General features: G+C 68.5%; 17 protein-coding genes. 2 read left to right on the plus strand and 15 right to left on the minus strand.

The features are described 5' to 3' along the window. Positions 1-505: 505 nt before the first annotated feature. The 5 genes from ACFUEJ_RS19105 to ACFUEJ_RS19125 all read right to left on the minus strand — a co-directional run bounded on the left by ACFUEJ_RS19105 (position 506) and on the right by ACFUEJ_RS19125 (position 6,900). The gene (locus ACFUEJ_RS19105) at positions 506-2,914 is read right to left on the minus strand and encodes an ATP-binding cassette domain-containing protein (protein WP_388031215.1); all 2,409 of its coding nucleotides are present in this window, start codon (positions 2,912-2,914) and stop codon (positions 506-508) included. 200 nt (positions 2,915-3,114) lie between these two features. Then, the gene (locus ACFUEJ_RS19110) at positions 3,115-3,525 is read right to left on the minus strand and encodes a VOC family protein (protein ID WP_058250458.1); all 411 of its coding nucleotides are present in this window, start codon (positions 3,523-3,525) and stop codon (positions 3,115-3,117) included. A gap of 19 nt (positions 3,526-3,544) precedes the next feature. Then, positions 3,545-3,976: a helix-turn-helix transcriptional regulator gene (locus tag ACFUEJ_RS19115; protein ID WP_058250457.1), complete on the minus strand. Its 432-nt coding sequence runs from the start codon at positions 3,974-3,976 to the stop codon at positions 3,545-3,547. A gap of 18 nt (positions 3,977-3,994) precedes the next feature. Beyond that, on the minus strand, positions 3,995-5,674 hold the full coding sequence (locus ACFUEJ_RS19120; protein WP_388031218.1) for a phospho-sugar mutase: 1,680 nt from the start codon (positions 5,672-5,674) through the stop codon (positions 3,995-3,997). After that, positions 5,671-6,900 carry a glucose-1-phosphate adenylyltransferase family protein gene (locus tag ACFUEJ_RS19125; RefSeq protein ID WP_388031221.1) on the minus strand — a complete coding sequence of 410 codons (1,230 nt, stop codon included), beginning with the start codon at positions 6,898-6,900 and terminating at the stop codon, positions 5,671-5,673. Before ACFUEJ_RS19125 ends, ACFUEJ_RS19120 begins: the two co-directional genes overlap by 4 nt. Positions 6,901-6,928: 28 nt before the next feature. Here ACFUEJ_RS19125 and ACFUEJ_RS19130 point away from each other — a divergent pair, with 28 nt between their 5' ends. Beyond that, complete coding sequence (locus ACFUEJ_RS19130) at positions 6,929-8,161, plus strand: NAD(P)/FAD-dependent oxidoreductase (RefSeq protein ID WP_388031224.1); 1,233 nt, start codon at positions 6,929-6,931, stop codon at positions 8,159-8,161. A gap of 19 nt (positions 8,162-8,180) precedes the next feature. On the opposite strand, the gene ACFUEJ_RS19135 is transcribed toward ACFUEJ_RS19130, so the two are convergent. The 6 genes from ACFUEJ_RS19135 to ACFUEJ_RS19160 all read right to left on the minus strand — a co-directional run bounded on the left by ACFUEJ_RS19135 (position 8,181) and on the right by ACFUEJ_RS19160 (position 12,227). After that, entirely contained in the window at positions 8,181-9,188 is a 1,008-nt protein-coding gene (locus tag ACFUEJ_RS19135; protein WP_058250453.1) for an oxygenase MpaB family protein, read from the minus strand. 99 nt (positions 9,189-9,287) lie between these two features. Then, complete coding sequence (locus ACFUEJ_RS19140) at positions 9,288-10,034, minus strand: VOC family protein (protein ID WP_058250452.1); 747 nt, start codon at positions 10,032-10,034, stop codon at positions 9,288-9,290. Continuing rightward, entirely contained in the window at positions 10,031-10,354 is a 324-nt protein-coding gene (locus tag ACFUEJ_RS19145) for a hypothetical protein (RefSeq protein WP_058250451.1), read from the minus strand. The genes ACFUEJ_RS19140 and ACFUEJ_RS19145 overlap by 4 nt, the downstream gene beginning before the upstream one ends. A 36-nt stretch (positions 10,355-10,390) precedes the next feature. Then, complete coding sequence (locus tag ACFUEJ_RS19150; protein WP_065632045.1) at positions 10,391-10,612, minus strand: DUF3263 domain-containing protein; 222 nt, start codon at positions 10,610-10,612, stop codon at positions 10,391-10,393. A 200-nt stretch (positions 10,613-10,812) separates the two neighbouring features. Continuing rightward, positions 10,813-11,949, minus strand: a complete 1,137-nt coding sequence (locus tag ACFUEJ_RS19155) for a DUF475 domain-containing protein (RefSeq protein WP_388031228.1) — start codon at positions 11,947-11,949, stop codon at positions 10,813-10,815. Beyond that, the gene (locus tag ACFUEJ_RS19160; RefSeq protein WP_388031235.1) at positions 11,946-12,227 is read right to left on the minus strand and encodes a hypothetical protein; all 282 of its coding nucleotides are present in this window, start codon (positions 12,225-12,227) and stop codon (positions 11,946-11,948) included. Before ACFUEJ_RS19160 ends, ACFUEJ_RS19155 begins: the two co-directional genes overlap by 4 nt. 390 nt (positions 12,228-12,617) lie before the next feature. On the opposite strand from ACFUEJ_RS19160, the gene ACFUEJ_RS19165 reads away from it, so the two are divergent. Further along, the gene (locus ACFUEJ_RS19165) at positions 12,618-12,962 is read left to right on the plus strand and encodes an RNA polymerase-binding protein RbpA (RefSeq protein ID WP_058250448.1); all 345 of its coding nucleotides are present in this window, start codon (positions 12,618-12,620) and stop codon (positions 12,960-12,962) included. Positions 12,963-13,040: 78 nt separating this feature from the next. Here ACFUEJ_RS19165 and ACFUEJ_RS19170 read toward each other — a convergent pair whose 3' ends face one another. The 4 genes from ACFUEJ_RS19170 to ACFUEJ_RS19185 form a co-directional block, all read right to left on the minus strand. Further along, positions 13,041-13,859 (minus strand): polyprenol monophosphomannose synthase, encoded by an 819-nt coding sequence (locus ACFUEJ_RS19170; RefSeq protein WP_058250447.1) that lies wholly within the window; start codon positions 13,857-13,859, stop codon positions 13,041-13,043. Beyond that, a complete protein-coding gene (lnt, locus tag ACFUEJ_RS19175) occupies positions 13,843-15,453 on the minus strand; it encodes an apolipoprotein N-acyltransferase (protein WP_388031238.1) in 1,611 nt (536 codons plus the stop codon). Before lnt ends, ACFUEJ_RS19170 begins: the two co-directional genes overlap by 17 nt. A gap of 80 nt (positions 15,454-15,533) precedes the next feature. After that, entirely contained in the window at positions 15,534-17,168 is a 1,635-nt protein-coding gene (locus ACFUEJ_RS19180) for an amidohydrolase (RefSeq protein WP_388031232.1), read from the minus strand. A gap of 108 nt (positions 17,169-17,276) precedes the next feature. Next, positions 17,277-17,786 (minus strand): FxsA family protein, encoded by a 510-nt coding sequence (locus ACFUEJ_RS19185; RefSeq protein ID WP_065632035.1) that lies wholly within the window; start codon positions 17,784-17,786, stop codon positions 17,277-17,279. Positions 17,787-17,985: the final 199 nt, after the last annotated feature.

Below are 17,985 nucleotides of genomic sequence, written 5' to 3' on the forward strand. Positions count from 1 at the left end.
TTGTTGACCGACAGACTTCAACTCGACCGGTAGACCTCGATCGAAGTCCATAGGTCGAGTTGAAGTCTGTCGGTTGGGGGGGCCTGGTTGCTGGACCCTTCGAGGCTCGTCGCTATCGCTCCTCGCACCTCAGGGAGCGGAAGAAGGCTCGTCACTTAGGGTTTGGAAGCCTCGGTCGCTGGACCCTTCGTGGCTCGTCGCTATCGCTCCTCGCACCTCAGGGAGCGGTTGAAAGGCCGTCGCTATCGCTCCTCGCACCTCAGGGAGCGGTTAGAGGCCATCGCTATCGCTCCTCGCACCTCAGGGAGCGGTTGAAAGGCCGTCGCTATCGCTCCTCGCACCTCAGGGAGCGGTTGGGAGGCCGTCGCTATCGCTCCTCGCACCTCAGGGAGCGGTTGAAAGGCCGTCGCTATCGCTCCTCGCAGCTCAGGGAGCGGTTGGGGCGCTCCTTCGGATAGGGAGCAGTGGCGCAGCTCTCGCTCGCGCCCGGCTGCGCGCCCTCGGGTTAGGCACCGACGTACTCGGCGAGGTGCTCACCGGTGAGGGTCGATCGGTCGGCGACGATGTCGGCGGGTGTGCCCTCGAAGACGATCCGGCCGCCGTCGTGGCCGGCGCCCGGGCCGAGGTCGATGATCCAGTCGGCATGGGCCATCACGGCTTGATGGTGCTCGATGACGATCACCGACTTTCCGGAGTCGACGAGACGGTCGAGCAGCCCGAGGAGCTGTTCCACGTCGGCGAGGTGGAGGCCCGAGGTGGGCTCGTCGAGGATGTAGACGTCGCCCTTCTCCCCCATGTGACCGGCCAACTTCAACCGCTGGCGTTCGCCGCCGGACAGGGTGGTCAGAGGCTGACCGACCTTGATGTAACCGAGCCCGACGTCGACCATCCGGTGCAGGATCTTGTGCGCCGCCGGGAGTTTGGCATCGCCGTCGGCGAAGAAGGTCTCCGCCTGGGCGACCGACATCTCGAGTACTTCGCTGATGTTGCGGCCGCCGAAGGTGTAGTCGAGCACCTCGGCCTGGAATCGCTTGCCCTCGCACACCTCGCAGGGCGCGGCGACGCCGGCCATCATCGCGATGTCGGAGTAGACGACACCGGCACCGTTGCAGTTGGGGCAGGCACCCTCCGAGTTCGCGCTGAACAAGGCGGGTTTCACGCCGTTGGCCTTGGCGAACGCCTTGCGGATCGGCTCGAGCAGACCGGTATAGGTCGCCGGATTGGAACGCCGCGACCCCTTGATGGCGCTCTGGTCGATGGAGACGACCCCGTCCTCCTTGGCGACCGTCGAGTTGATCAACGAACTCTTGCCCGAGCCCGCGACGCCGGTGAGCACGACCAGCACACCGAGCGGGATGTCGACGTCGACATCGCGCAGATTGTTGGCGTCGGCCCCGCGGACCTCGAGATGACCACTGGGCGTGCGGACCTCGTCCTTCACGGCGGCGCGGTCCTCCAGATGGCGCCCGGTGAGCGTGTCCGCGGCCCGCAGTTCGTCGACGGTGCCTTCGAACACGATCGTGCCGCCGTCGGTGCCCGCTCCAGGGCCGATGTCGACGACGCGGTCGGCGATCGCGATCACCTCCGGCTTGTGCTCGACCACCAGCACCGTGTTGCCCTTGTCCCGCAATGCGCGCAGCAGATCGTTCATCCGGGTGATGTCGTGCGGGTGCAGACCGATCGACGGCTCGTCGAACACATAGGTCACGTCGGTCAGCGACGAACCGAGGTGACGGATCAGCTTGGTGCGCTGCGCCTCTCCGCCGGACAGGGTGCCGGCCGGGCGTTCCAGGGACAGGTAGCCGAGTCCGATGTCGACGAACGCGTTGAGGTGGTCCCGCAGCGCGCCGATCAGCGGGGCCGCGGACGGATCGTCGAGTTCGGCGACCCACTGGGCGAGATCGCTGATCTGCATCGCACATGCGTCAGCGATGCTGATGCCCTTGATCTTCGACGAACGGGTCTCGGCGGTGAGGCGGGTGCCCTCACAGTCCGGGCACTTCGCGAAGGTGATGGCGCGGTCGACGAAGGCACGGATGTGCGGCTGCATCGCCTCACGATCCTTGCTCAACATCGACTTCTGGATCTTCGGGATCAGACCCTCGAAGGTGATGTTGATGCCCTCGACCTTGATCTTGGTGGGCTCTTTGTAGAGCAGGTCGTTGAGCTGCTTCTTGGTGTACTTCGCGATCGGCTTGTCGGGGTCGAAGAAGCCGCAGCCGCGGTAGATCCGGCCGTACCAGCCGTCCATCGAGTAGCCGGGGATCGTCAGCGCGCCCTCGTTGAGCGACTTTGACGAGTCGTAGAGTGCGGTGAGGTCGAAGTCGGAGACGTCGCCACGTCCCTCGCATCGCGGGCACATGCCGCCGGTGATGGAGAAGCTCCGACGCTCCTTGACCTTCTGCCCGCCCTTCTCGATGGTCACCGCACCCGCCCCGCTGATCGAGGCGACGTTGAACGAGAAGGCCTGCGGGGAACCGATGTGCGGGGTTCCCAAGCGACTGAACAGGATACGCAGCATCGCGTTCGCGTCGGTGGCTGTGCCGACGGTCGACCGGACGTTGGCACCCATCCGCTCCTGGTCGACGATGATCGCCGTCGTCAGACCCTCCAGGATGTCGACGTCCGGACGAGCCATCGACGGCATGAAGCCCTGGACGAACGCGCTGTACGTCTCGTTGATGAGGCGCTGGGATTCCGCGGCGATGGTGCTGAAGACCAGTGAACTCTTCCCGGAACCCGACACCCCGGTGAAGACCGTCAGCCGACGCTTCGGCAGATCGACGCTGACGTCCTTGAGGTTGTTCTCCCGGGCGCCGTGGACGCGGATGATGTCGTGCGTGTCGGCGGGGTGAATGCCGTCGGCCCGCACGGCGTCGACCTTCGGTGCGGGACGGGTGGCGGTTCGGCTCATCGTCTCTCCATCAATGTGGCGACCGCGGGCGGGCGGTCGTCGGCGTTCGGGGTGCTCGTATCATTCCGGAGGTCCGTTGCCGCGAGGTCGGTGCGCGGACTCCCGGTCGATCTAACCAGGGCGGCGGGCGCGGGGTGTTGTCGGTCGACGACCGCGCCGAGTGCTTCCGGGGGCGGGTATCGACCGGGTCCGCACATGACTCAGCCGGCCTGGTCGATACGGATGAGGTTGCCCGCCGGGTCACGAACGGCGGCGTCGCGAACGCCGTACGGCTGATCCATCGGCTCCTGCACGATGTCGACGCCGCTGGACTGCAACTTGTCGAACAACCCGTCGAGGTCGTCGGTCGCCAGCGTCAGCGCGCCGTAACTCCCCTTGGCGATCAACTCGAGGATCGTCTGGCGTTCCTCCTCGGAGATACCGGGATCGGCAGCCGGCGGATGCAGGACGATCGACGTGCCCGGCTGTCCGGGCGGGCCGACCGTCAGCCACCGCATGCCCTCGTAGCCGACATCCTTGCGGAGTTCGAAACCGAGGAGGTCGCGGTAGAAGCCCAGGGCGGCGTCGCCATCGGTGTGTGGGAGGAAGGTGTACTGGATCGTGATGTTCATGGGATCAGGCTTGGCAGTCTCACCCGCGCTGTGCTTCTCGATTCCTGATCGGTCTCGTGATGTTCTTCGCCAGGCACGCCGGTATCCCGTCCGTCGCGTCGGCCGACTGTTCGCGATAGACCGTCGGCGGGACCCCGACGAGTTCGGTGAACCGGGTGCTGAAGGTGCCCAACGACGAGCAGCCCACCTCGAAGCAGACCTCGGTGACGGTCAGGTCGCCGCGCCGCAGCAGCGTCATCGCCCGTTCGATGCGGCGAGTCATCAAGTACGAGTAGGGCGATTCGCCGTAGGTCTGGCGAAACTTGCGGCTCAGGTGACCGGCCGACATGTTCACCCCGCGCGCGAGCGCCTCGACGTCGAGCGGCTGCGCGTACTCGCGGTCGATCCGGTCGCGGACCTGACGCAGCAAGGTCAGGTCGCGCAGGCGCTGATCGGAGTCGGTTCGCGGCACGGATTGATCGTAGTGCGCTCAGGCCTCGAGCACCGCCGAGATGTCCGCGCCGAGGGCGTCGAGACGGCGTGCGGCCTCGTCCCGCGGTACGGCGCCGTCCGGGCAGTCGAGGACGACTTCGAGATAGCACTTGAGTTTCGGCTCGGTACCGGAGGGACGCACGACGACGCGGTCGTCGGCGGCGGTCCGCACCAGGACGCCGTCGGTCGGCGGGAGATCGGCGGATCCGTGCGCGAGGTCGAGGTTCTCCACCACCGGCGAGCCGGCCAGTCGTTCGATCGGTGACGAACGCAGGCGCTGCATCATCTCGTCGATCAGCGCGGTGTCCTCGACGCGGATCGTCAACGGTGCGGTGGCATGCAGGCCGTGGCGACGGGCGAGCCGGTCGAGTTCGTCGGTCAGCGTGCGGCCATCCCTCCCGAGTTCCTCGACGAGGGAGATGACCCGGATCATCGCACCGATGCCGTCCTTGTCGCGGACGGTGTCGGGGTCGGTGCAGTAGCCGATCGCCTCCTCGTAACCGAAACGCAGGCCGGAAGTCCGGGCGATCCACTTGAAGCCGGTGAGCGTCGCGGCGAACCGCAGCCCGTGGTCCGCGGCGATCCGGCCGAGCAGCCGGCTCGACACGATCGAACACGCCAGGGTGTCGCCGGGGCGCGTCGCATCCCGTGCCGCCTGCTCCCCCAGCAGCGCGCCGATCTCGTCGCCGGTCAGCTGCCGCCACTGCCCATCGGGACCGACCGTCGCCACTGAGCAGCGGTCGGCATCGGGGTCGAGGGCGATCACGACGTCCGCGTCGACGTCGCGTGCGAGATCGAGCGCGAGGTCGAGGGCACCGGGCTCCTCCGGGTTCGGGAACGGCACCGTCGGGAAGTCCGGATCGGGAGCGGACTGCGCCGCCACCACGTGGACGTCGCCGATTCCCGCAGCCCGCAACACGTCTCGGGCGACCGCACCCCCGACCCCGTGCATCGGCGTCAGTACGACGCGCACCGGCGACGGGCCGCCGCCGGGTCGAAGCCGCGCGGTGCGCTCGACATAGGTCCGCACGGTCTCGTCGTCGAGGTGGATGACCGCCGCGGGGTCGCGGGACACTTCGTCGGCGGGCGGCGCCTGCGCGATCCGGGCCGCGATGTCGGCGTCGGCCGGCGAGATGATCTGCACTCCCCTGCCCGCATCGTCGGTGGCACGGCCGCCGAGATACACCTTGTAACCGTTGTCGGCCGGTGGGTTGTGCGAGGCGGTGATCATCACCCCGGCGTCGCAAACGAGCGCACGCGTCGCATGAGCGGTGACCGGCGTCGGCAACCGGGGTGGCAGCGCGAACACCGTGAGCCCCTGCGCCGCAAGCACTTCGGTTGCCGCGTCGAAGAACTCGGCCGATCCGTGCCGGGCGTCGCACCCGACCACGACACGCGCGTCGGGACCGACCGTGTCGAGCAGATACCGCGCGACACCGGCCGTGGCGCGGGTGACCACGGCGACGTTCATCCGCGACTCGCCCGCACCGACCTCGCCGCGCAGGCCGGCGGTGCCGAAGGTCAGCGGTCCGTGGAAGAGGGCCGCGAGATCGTCGGCGGCGGCGACGTCACCGGTCACGGCCGCGTCGATCAGATCGGTCAGCACGGCTCGGGTCGACGGGTCCGGATCGTGGTCCCGCCAGTGCCGCGCGGTCGCGAACAGGTCGGCCCGGGTCACCGGATGCGGCGACCCGGCTCGACGCGGTCTCCCAATGCCACCCGGGCACCGCGCAGGATCTGCGTATCCATCCCGACCAACGTGATCTTCTCGGTCGGGACCGGGCGTGTCCGCGGGTGCCCGCCGATCACCGCGTTCGGGCCGACGCGCACCCGTTCGTCGAGGACAGACCATGCGACCGACGCGCCGGCGCCGATGACAACGTCACCGAAGATCACCGAATCGGCCACGACCGCACCTTTTTCGACGACCACCCCCGGTCCGAGAACGCTGCGTCGGACCGTTCCGTGCACGTGGGCGCCGCTGCTGACGAGACTGTCCTCGACGACCGCCCCGGTCTCGATACGCGCGGCCGGGCGCTGCGGCTGGTTGGTGAGGATCGGCCGGTCGGCGCGGAAGACGTCGAGGGACCCGTCGATGAGGTCGCGGTGCGCCTGCAGGTAGGTCTCAGGACGGCCGGCGTCGATCCAATAGCCAGACATCGCGTGGGCGACCGTCTTGCCGCGGTCGACGAACCAGGGCACCAGGTGTTCGCCGAAGTCCCCCAGGCCGGTGTCGTCCTTCGGGGATCCCTCGGTCGTCCGGCTCTCCAGGTACTCGAGGCCCTCGATGAGCACGGCCGGGTCGTAGACGAAGATCTCGGTGGCGATCGTGCGCGTGGTGGCGCGTTCGGGTTTGTAGCGGAACTCGCGGACTATCCCGTCTCGACGGGCCTTCACGGTGGCGTGCTGGGTGGCCTCGTCCAGCGGACACGTCGTGGTGACAACAGTGCATTCGGCGCCATGGCGGCGATGGGTCTCGATGGCGTCGCGGAAGTCGAAGTCGTAGACGTGGTCGGCGCTCATGACGATGACCTCGGCCGGTGCGTGGGCGGCGATGCGGCCGCGGATGCGATACAGCAGGTCGGCGTTGCCGGTCGCGAAGCCGTCTTCGGTTTCCGGGGCGTCGGTCTGCTCCGGCATCACCACGCGCAACCCGCCGCTCGTACGGTCCAGATCCCAGGGACGGCCACCCGCCACGATCTGGGTGATGGTCTCGGCCTCGTACTGCACGCACAACCACACGTCGTCGATGTGACTGTGGTGCAGGTTGGAGAGCGGAAAATCGATGAGCTGATAGTTGCCCGCGAACGGCAACGCGGGTTTCGCCCGCCGATCGGTCAGCACCTCCATCCGCGAACCACGTCCACCGGCCTGCACGATCGCGAGAACCTCCGAATACCGCATCACCCCAGTCTGCCCCACGCCGCCGGGTTTGCCCGGATACCGTGGCCGACGGAACTCGACGACAAGCGACGAGGAGGTACGAGCAGTGACGCGCACCCACCGGGCCGAGCACGCGACGACGGAGCGTGTGGAGGTCGACTGCCTCGTGATCGGCGGCGGCATCGTCGGGCTGGCGGTGGCGCGGGCATTCGCCCGGCGAGGACGCGACGTCGTCGTCCTCGAGGCCACCGATTCGGTTGGCGCGCAGACGACCTCGCGGAGCTCGGAGGTCATCCACGCCGGCATCTACTACCCCGAGGGCAGCCTGAAGGCGGAACTGTGCGTCCGCGGTCGCGAGCAGTTGACCCGATTCTGCGACGAGCACGGCGTCTCGTGGGCGCAGCCGGGCAAACTCATCGTCGCCACCGACGGCACTCAGAGCGAACGCCTCGACGTCTTGCTCCGACACGGCCTGGCCAACGGCGTTTCCGACCTCCGGCGGATCGGAGTGGACGAACTGCGCGACAGGGAACCGGCAGTCGAAGGCGTCGCGGCACTGTTCTCACCGTCGACCGGGATCGTCGACGTCGACGGTGTGGTGCGTGCACTGGTGCGTGACCTGGAGGCACACGGTGGCGCGATCGCGTTGCGCAGCAGAGTGATCGGCGGACAGATCAACGCACACGGCGTCACCGTGCAGACATCGGACGGCGAATCGGCCTCCGCCCGGTCGCTCGTCAACTGTGCCGGGATCGGCGCGTGGGAGGTGGCCCGGGCGCTGGCCGGCTTCGGCGGCCGGATCCCGCCGCGCTTCCTCGCCAAGGGGAATTACTTCGGGTTGTCCGGCGTCCGGGCGCCGTTCCGTCACCTCGTCTACCCGATCCCCGCCGACGGCGGATTGGGCGTGCACTTCACGATGGATCTCGCCGGCGAGGCCCGATTCGGCCCCGACGTCGAATGGCTGAACTCGTCCCCCGACGAGACGATTGCCGGAGAGGTACTCGACTACGCCGTCGACGAGGCGCGCGCCGACGCATTCGAACGAGCCATCCGCACGTACTGGCCGCAGTTGCCGACCAACGCCCTGGTGCCCGCCTACGCCGGAATCCGGCCCAAGGTCGCCGGGCCGGGTGCCGGTGCCGGCGACTTCGTGATCCAGGGTCCGCGGTCACACGGCATCGCGGGCCTGGTCAACCTCTTCGGTATCGAGTCGCCGGGCATCACGTCATCGTTGGCGATCGCCGACCATGTCGTCGGTCTGGTCACGCCCCCGACGACGTGACCAGACCGACCGGGAGCGCTCAGCCCTGGTGCGCCGCACCCTCTTTGGGGTGGTACTGGTAGGCAGCGCTCGCCTTCTCGCGAACCTTCATGGCCTGGATCGCGTCGTGATGACGCCGGGCGTGATAGGCCAGCGGGAAGTACGTCAGCCGCTCCGGCAGGGTGCGGTAGGCGAATCGCAGATTGCGATGAATCCGCTCGAGGTGACGCTGTTCGGCGTCGGACCAGCTCAGGCCCAGGATTTCCCGCACGCGCGGATCCATGACGCCGACGGTGGTCAGGTAGTTGAAGTTCTGGAAAGGCACCGACGCGGTGGCAGCGGCCTTCTTCACGGCGGGGCGCAACGCCTTGGGCACCGACTTCGGGACGACCGGCGCGGCGCGCATCTGACCGATCAGTTCCAGCGCGACCGGGTGCCGGACGAGCTTGTTCTCGATGAAGTCGTCGAAGTACTCGTCGAACTCCTCGAGGGTTTCGGGGTAGTTCTTCATCGGTACCTGGACGATCTTGGCGATGCGGCGGTTGTCCCGCAGGAGTTCTTTGCGCTCCTCGAGAGTGAAGTGCCGACCCAGCACCAGCGGCGCGGCGGTCTCGATCGTCGGCAGCGCGGTGGCGATCACCCAGGCGTACGCCTCCGGGTTGAGTGCACTGATGTGCTTGCCCTCGGAGTTGCGCATCTGCAGCGGCTGGTGCAGCTTGCGGAGACGCTTGCCCTCCTCGAGAGCCTCCTGACCGCCGTAGGTCCAGCGCAGCACCGAGTCGGCGGAGCGGATCGCACGTCCCACGGGGTCGGTGCGGAAGACCGAGTACTTGTCGACGACATCGCCGATGACGGGGTGCATCACCTGCATCACGAACGCCGCCCCGTTGATCGGGAGGAACGTGTACATGCCGGTGAGCTTGGCGGTCAGCGAGTCCGGCGGGATCAGTTCGATCTCGTCGTCGCGGTGGTTGAGCAGCGGCTCGCCCGCCACGAAGTCACTCGCTGCGGGTTCGGACGCTGTCCGTTCTTCGTGTACCGCGGTCATGGTGCCCCCAACATCGGTCTCGGATACTACTAATTCGACAACATTCGTAGTCAGATTAGCGCAGGCGTTCCCGAAAACCCACCTTTTGTCGGATTTCGGCTACTGAAGCGAGTCGGCTCCGGCGTCGGGGCCGATGACCACGGTCCGCGTGGCGAGTTCGCGGTGGCGAACCGTGAAGATCCGCGTGCCCTTCTTGCGTCCGCTGCGGACCTCGCTGAGATCGAGTCCGTCGGCCGTCAGACGCGCGTGGGTCGTGTCCACATCGGTCGACCGCCATGCCACACCCCAGAGCAAGACCGGCGACGACGGCACCGGGTCGGCCGGCGGGCGGGGCGCGGCGACGACCTCGACGATCAGGTCGTCGCGCCGGAAGAACAGCTGACGGGCGTCCTGCCCGATCGGCTGGTCGAGACGGAAATCGAGGCCGAAGGTGCCGGCGAACAGCGCGACGGCGACATCGCGGTTGTCGCAGGTGAAGACCAGATGGTCGAGGCCGGTCAGATCGCCGTCAACGGCCGCCCCGGATTCGGGTCGTTCGGCGATCCCGACCGGACTGGTCTCACCCAGCGCTCCGAGGACGGTGTCCGCGAGCGGATACCCGCGCCGGCCGAGTAGACGCCGGGACGCCGTGATGTCGTCGACCGTGAAGTACACGTCGTGGGTGTCGGGCTCGCCGGCCGACAGCCGCATCGAGAGGGCGACGTTGCCGAGGTTCACCACTCGCCGGCCGTCGGCGCCCGTACCGACCTCGTGTCCGAGCAACCGCTGGTAGGTCTCGGCGGTCGTCGACGGGTCGTCGCTCGCGAGGTCGACGAGTGCGTGCGGGCCGGCGGGCGGAATCGTCACCGCTTCTTCTTACCCTTCCGACGACGAGCCGGCGCCGGCGGCACCCGTCGATGGATCAGTTGCGCCGAGCTGGTGATATGCCAAGCGCGACAGGAGCACTCGTAGTAGCGCAGCTCCGGGGCGGTACCAACGAGGTGGCGACGGAGTCGATCGATGCCCTCACGAGCGTCGGCCGGTGAGGCGAACGGCAGTTTGTCAGGCGTCGGGCAGGCCGGATAGTCGATGCCGGCGCGGCGCCGGCGTCGAGGTTGCTCGCGGAACGCCGTGCGTGCCTCGACATCGCGATAGAACGCTTCGAGATCGTCATCGGAGAAGGGCACCCGTCGATTATCCCCCGAGCCGCGTGCGGGCTGGGATCAGCGGGCCATCCACAGCCGACGGCGGATGACCTGGCGCATGCGGCGCAGCTCCGCAGCGGTCAATCCCGACGGCGGGTCGGTGTCGACGAGGCGGTCGACCTGGGAGAAGAAGTCCCGATCGGTGAGACCGAATTCCTCGACGATCTGCCGGGAGGAGCCCCCGCCCAGGGAGTACCAGTCCGTCTCGAACTGGATCATCTGCTGCTGTTTGCTGTCCATGAAGACCACCGAATCTGCGTTTTCGACCTGAAACCCGGACCTGTGTCGCGGAGCCACTCGGCTTCGGCTCCTGCGTGACACACGTCACCGACGCCGTCATTTCTACACCTGTCGACCGACAGAAGACAGCAGGCGGCCCATGCTGATTCCAAAGGTCCCGCAGATGTTCACCGCACGTTCGAGGACGGCCGGGGAGAAGCTCAGACGGCCAGTCGATCGCCGGTCCCGGCACGCGCTTCGCGCCGGTTCGCGCGGATGCTGCTGGCGAGCGACGCGCCGATGAACGCCACGCCGACGAGCCCCGTGATCACCTCGTTGATCTCGATCTCGATGCTGATCAACAGGATTGCGGCCAGCGCGCCGATGGCCCAGTGCGCACCGTGTTCGAGGTAGCGGTACTCCCCCAGCGTGCCCTTGCGGACAAGGTAGATCGTGATGGACCGCACGAACATCGCGCCGATGAATCCGAGCCCCAACGCGATGATGATCGGGTCGGAGGTGATGGCGAAGGCGCCGATCACCCCGTCGAAGGAGAACGACGCGTCCAGGAGCTCGAGATAGAGGAACAGGAAGAACCCGGCCTTGCCGGTGGCCACGGTGACCGGGTGCGGACCGGAGCCGTTCGATCCGGACCTGTGTGAGTCGGGCCCGTCTGATTCCGGCCCGTCAGATTCCGGCCCGGCCATGAACAGCGAGCTGAGCCCGTCGACGGTGATGTAGGTGACCATGCCCAGGATCCCGGCGATCAGGACGGTCGCGCGGCTCTCGTCCGGCGCCAGGAACTCGGCGGTGAGAACCAGCGCGAGGGCGGCCAGTACGACCGCGAGCTGGTCGAGCTTGCCGAGCGTGGCGAGCGGCTTCTCGAGCCACGTGAGCCAGGTCTGCGGGCGCTCGGTGAGCACGAAGTTGAGGAACAGGAGCAGGAGGAACATGCCGCCGAACGCCGCGATCTGCGGGTGGGCCTCGGTGAGGATCGTCTCGTAGCTGGGTTGACCGTCGGCGAAATGCGTCTGCCCCTCGGGCGGCGGGTTCATCGCCAGGTCGAGCGCCTCGACGGGGTTGAGACCTCCGGTGATCCACACGATGACCAGCGGGAACAGGAGACGCATGCCGAACACGGCGATGAGCACGCCGACGGTGAGGAACATCTTCTGCCAGAACGCGCTCATCCGTTCGAGGATCGTTGCATTGATGACCGCGTTGTCGAACGACAGGGACACCTCGAGCACGCCGAGGATGGCGCACAGGGCGAGGCCGGTCCAGCCGAGGTAGAGGTAGGCGACGACCAGCGCCACGAGCGTGACGACGAGCGAGGGCGCGAAGATGCGCGCGGTCACCGCAGCTTCTCGGCTTCCCGCGCGAGTTCGAGCAACGTGTCGGTGAGGTCGGCCAGCACGTCGTGTCCGGCACCTTCGGCCACCGCGGTGCCGAGGTCCTCCGCGGCGCACCGCAGCGCGAACATCCGGTCGCCGAACTCGGCGGCCTCCGCCGAGGAGAGGATCACCGCGTCGTCGGGAATGGATGTGCCCTCCAGCAGCGTTCTCTGCTCGTAGGCACGCTGCCTGCACGATCGCTTGCAGTACTTCCGCCGACGCCCCATCTCGGAGTCCACCATCGTGCGGCCGCACCAGGCGCAGGCGTACGGCCGACGCCGACGCGATGCGCCCGTTTGTACGCCGTGCGTAGTGCCTGGTTCCACACCGAGACCGTACCGCTGTCACGACCGGCCCCGCTCGCTGCGCTCCCGGCGGCGGCACACACTCGCCCCGCTCGCTGCGCTCCCGGCGGCGGCACACACTCGCCCCGCTCGCTGCGCTCCCGGCGGCGGCCCGCCGAGCGGGTTGGACAACACGGGTCGTCGCCGGTGGCGAACCCACGCAGGAATGCGCGTAGAATGTTCCTGTTGACGACCCGAAAGTCGCGCGCAGCGTTGCGCGCGAACCTGGAATGCAACAGAGATCTCCCGGCAGACCGGGAGATCCGACGAAGTTGAGAGGAACCCTTCATGGCAGATCGAGTACTTCGGGGTAGCCGCCTCGGCGCGGTGAGCTACGAGACCGATCGTGACCACGACCTCGCGCCACGACGCATCGTCCAGTACCGCACCGACAACGGCGAGATCTTCGACGTGCCGTTCGCCGACGACGCGGAGGTCCCGTCGAAGTGGCCGTGCAAGAACGGCATGGAAGGCACCATCCTCGAGGGCGCCGAGCCCGAGGAGAAGAAGACCAAGCCGCCGCGTACGCACTGGGACATGCTGCTCGAGCGTCGCAGCGAGGAAGAGCTCGAAGTGCTGCTCAACGAGCGCCTGGACCTGCTCAAGCAGCGGCGCAAGGGCATCACCAACTGACACCCGCGGGCGCCCGACGCCCGGAACCGAACAGACCCGGCAGGACGTCCTGCCGGGTCTGTCCGTCTGCTCAGCGGATCATCGCGTCCGGACGAGTCCCCAGCGCTCGAGGCGGCTCTGGACTCCCCAGCGGGCGACCATCGTGAACGCCTCGGACATCACGCCGCCGCTCATCTTGGACACCCCGATCTCACGTTCGGTGAAGGTGATCGGCACCTCCCGGACGTCGAAGCCGGCACGCACCGTGCGCCACGCCAGGTCGATCTGGAAGCAATAACCCGCGGACTCGACGGTGTCGAGTTGGATCTTCTCCAGCACGATGCGGCGATAGGCGCGGAACCCGGCGGTGATGTCGTGGACGCCCGCACCGAGGGCCAGACGTGCGTAGGTGTTGGCACCGCGGGAGAGGAACTCCCGGCGCTTGGGCCAGTTCACCAGCTTGCCGCCCGGGACATAACGGGACCCGATCACGAGATCCGCGCCGTCGTTGACGGCGTCGAACAGGCGGTGCAGCTGCTCAGGCGCGTGGCTGCCGTCCGCGTCCATCTCGACGATGACCGCATAGTCGCGGTCGAGTCCCCACGCGAATCCGGCGAGGTACGCCTTGCCCAGGCCATCCTTGTCGACGCGGTGCATGACATGGACCCGGGTCGCCGCGTCGGCGCGGGCGAGGTCGTCGGCGACGTCGCCCGTGCCGTCCGGGCTCGAGTCGTCGACCACGAGGACATGCGCTCCCGGCAGCACGTCCTGTAGACGTCCGATGATGAGCGGCAGGTTGTCGCGTTCGTTGAACGTCGGCACGACGACGAGTGCGCCCGTGCCGTCGGCGCCGACCACGCGTTGCGGCGCGTCGTCGGGCCGCCGCTGCCCTGCCGTGGCGTCAATCCCCGATGCCATCGAGCTCCTTCGTGTCACCGGTCGCCCGTGCGGCGACCCTGCGTGGCCTGAGTGAGAACCTAGTACGCGAGCGCAGCGCAAACAAAAGCCCCGCCACCGCGGCGATGATCGCGACCACCTCCGGCCAGGGGCCCAGGCGGGTCGCGAGAGTCATGTCCTCATGAAGTGGCAGACGCCCGGTCAGCACGTCCGCGGTGAATATGCCGGACTGTTGGCTGATGGATCCGTCCGGCTCGATGACGGCGCTCACCCCACTGGTGGCCGCGACGACCACGGACCGCCCGTGTTCGACGGCCCGGACCTGCGACATGGCCAACTGCTGATACGTCATCTCGGTCCGGCCGAAGGTCGCGTTGTTGGTGGGCACGAACAGCATCTGCGCGCCGTCCCGGACGGATTGCCGAGCGGCCCGATCGAAGGCGACCTCCCAGCAGGTCGCGACACCGACGGTCACCGTCCCCGAGCGACCGGGCACATCGACCACCGTGGGTCCGGTGCCGGGGCGGAAGTCTCCGGCCATGTCCGCATACGACGAGAACAGGCGGAAGAACGGCCGCCACGGGAGGTATTCGCCGAACGGCTGGACGATGTGCTTGTCGTAGCGGTCGACCGGGCCCTGCGCGCCGTCCCAGACCAGGACCGAATTGGTGGGTCGGCCATCGGGGTTGCGGATGAGCGTGCCGACCAGGATCGGCGCGTCGACGGCCTCGGAGGCCGCGGTGATCCCGGCGGCCGCGTCTGCGTTGTCCAGCGGCGAGATGTCCGAGGCGTTCTCCGGCCACAGGACGAAGTCGGGCTGCTCTGTCTGCCCGGTGTCGATCGCCCGGCCGTAGGACATCGTGGTGCGGACATGATTGTCGAGGACAGCGCGCCGCTGGGCGTTGAAATCCAGACCCAGTCGCGGGACATTGCCCTGGATGGCACCGATCCGGGCCGAGGACGTCGCGATGTTGCGGTCGAGGCTGGCGGGGGTCGCCGCAATGGCCGCGATCGGTGCGAGCAGCGCGATGGCCACCGCGGCGGTCGCGATGCGCACCACGCCCGAGGAACGTTCGGTGGACGGCCCCGGGCCGTCGGCGTGCTCGGGGTCGGAGACGGCCGTCGTGCGCCGGTACGCCCGGGTGAGGATCACGAGCAGCCAGGCGACCGCGGAGCCGAACAGCGCGACACCTGCTGACAATCCCGGCGCGCCGAGCACCGAGGCCAGCGGCAGCAGCGGTCCGTCGACCTGGCTGAATGCGGTTCTCCCCCAAGGAAACCCGCCGAACGGAAAGGCGGAACGGAGCGCTTCGACGAGCACCCACGACAGCGTGAACCACACCGGAGGCACCGGAAGCCGCATCGTCAGGGTGGCGATCGCGCCGAACAGCGCGAGATAGACGGCGAGCACCGCGGCCAGGGCGAGCCACGGGAGCGGACCGACGTAGACGCCGATCCACGGCAACAGCGGCACGAAAAACGCCAGCCCGAAGACGAAGCCGATCCACGCGCCGGTGCGCACCCGGGGCGACCCGACGAAGAGTGCGGCGAACAACAGGCCGAGGCCGAGGACCGCGAGGAACCACCAGTTGCGGGGTGGGAACGCGGCCCACATCGCGACACCCGCGGCGGCGGCGGTCCCGGTACGTGCGAGCCAGGACCGTGAGATCCGGGATCGGGAGACCCGCGGGGGACTCACCCGGCGTCCCGGTCGTACAGGGTCCGGCCCCGGTGCACGGTGCGTACGCAGCGCGGCAGCGCGGCCCCCGGTGAGACGTCCGGCAGCGCGGGCACCCGCGACCGCGGATCGGTCGACCAGCGCTGGACCTTCTCGTGGGACCCGGCGACGACGAGCTCGTCGACCTCCCACACCGCGTAACTCGCCGGGGCCCCGGGCGTCAGGGTCCCGGTGACACCGTCGTTGACTCCCCCGGCCCGCCAGCCGCCGCGGGTCGTCGCGGCGAACGCGCCGCGCGCCGAGATCGCGTTGGTCGGCTGATGATGGTGCACAGCGGCCCGGATGGTCGACCACGGGTCGATGGCCGTCACCGGCGCGTCTGACGAGAACGCCAGGGCGACACCGGTTTTGGCCAGCATCGCGAAGTCGTTGAGGGTGGCCGCGCGGCTCGCCCCGAGACGGGCGTCGTACAGGTCGCCGGGACCGCCCCATTCGGCGTCGAACAACGGTTGCATGCTGGCGATGACGCCGCAGCGCGCGAGGACCTCGGCATCGGCGGCGGTGACCATCTCGGCGTGTTCGAGCCGGTGCGCACAGCGTGCGAGCGCGGGCGTGCCGAGTTCGTCGGCGAGTTCGGCGAGTGCGCCGACGACCACACCGGTCGCGGCGTCGCCGATGACGTGGAAGCCCGCCTGGATGCCCGCGATCGTGCAGGCGCGCAGGTGATCGCGGATCTGGTCGGGGTCGAGGTAGCTGATACCGCTGGTGTGCGGATCGTCGGTGTAGGGCTCCGAGAGCCACGCGGTGTGGGAGCCGATGGCACCGTCGATGAACAGGTCACCGCCCAGGGCATCGGCCCGGGTGATCGACATCAGTTCGCGGGCGTGGTCGGCGTCGGTGACGGCCTGGCCCCAATAGCGCCGGATCTCGACGGGATGGTCGAGGTCGGCGAGCGCGAGGAAGTCGTCCATGCCGCTGATGTCCGGTCCGCCGTTCTCGTGCACGGCCACCACCCCGTGGGCGGCGGCCCCATCGAGCGCGCGGCGTTGTGCGCGTTCGCGATGCGCCGCGGTGACCAGCAGGCGGGCCGCGCCGCGGACGAGGTGGTGGGCCTCGGCGACCAGCGGCTCCTCCGGGTGATACCCGACGGCGTCGGCCAGGTCCGGGATCAGGCGTCGCAGCGCGGTGGACGCCACCGCGGAGTGCTCGTCGATCCGGGCGAGGTACACCGGCCTGGTCCCGACGACGGCGTCGAGCTCGGTGGTCGTCGGGAAGCGACCGTCGTCGGGTTCGGCGCCCGCCCAGGTCGAGTCGTCCCAGCCGAGACCCCAGATGAGGTCGCCTCCGTCATGGGCGGATTCGGCGGCCACGGCCTTCTCCACCAGCCGCAGGCAGTGCGTGCGGCTCGACGCCTCGTTCAGGGTGAGGCCGTCGAGTCCGAGCCCGGTGGACGTCAGGTGGACGTGGGAGTCGACGAACCCGGGACTGACGAAGTGTCCGGCGAGGTCGATGACCTCGGCGTCGGGATGGAGTGCGCGGCCGACGTCGTCGGTCCCGACCCAGACGACGATTCCGTCGGTCACGGCCATCGCGGTCGCGTCGGGGGCGGCCGGCGAGTACACGGCGCCGCCGAGAAGCAGTTGGGTTGCCACGATCGTTCAGTGTGCCTTGCCGTCGGAGGAGGGTGGCGAGCGGTCCGGATACGTGCGTGTCGGCGGCGCGGGCGGCGTGGTGCCGACCGTCGGCTGATCAGGACCTGTTCAGCGGCCCTGCGGTAGGCCCCGGGTGTGCGGCGGTGCCGACGGCGACCCCGGCTCGGACGTGTCGGATTCCACGACGGAACCCTCGACGACGGTCGCGCCACGTCCGGCGCCGTAGACACCGGTGGCATACATCCCGGCCCGGTCCATCGCGGTCGCCACACGGCGGGCACCCACCGCGGCGACGGCCGGACGCATCACCCGACGGGTCGGCGGGAACAGCAGCAGGGTCCCGGCGACGGTCGACACGACGCCCGGGACAACCAAAAGGATGGTCGACACGGCGACGAGCGCGGTGTCGGCCAGCGGGGCGCGGGCGTCGACCTCGTTTCGCGACGCGCGGCGCAGCTCGTCGAAGACCTTGCCGCCCTGCCAGCGCAGGACGACGAATCCGAGGACCACGGCGGCGAGGCTGATGAGCACGGCCCAGCCGAATCCGAGGGTCATGACCATCGCGACGAACGCGGCGATCTCCAGCACGGCGTAGGCCGCGAACCAGCGGAGAGCCATGATGCTTCACCTGTCCTTCGGTGCCCTTCGGCACCCGTTGACGTCAGGGTCTACGTGGACAACGAACGACGACGCGGTTTTGTCCCGGGGGGTGGTTTCGACAAGCTCATAGCTCCTATGTCAAGCGGCGGCGGGTGTTGGGTTGTCGGCTTTGCGGGTGCGGGCGTGGTGGTCGGTGGTGAGGTGGTTGTAGACGACG

Origin of the sequence: Gordonia sp. NPDC057258 (assembly GCF_042668985.1) — a bacterium.
Lineage (GTDB): Bacteria > Actinomycetota > Actinomycetes > Mycobacteriales > Mycobacteriaceae > Gordonia > Gordonia hongkongensis.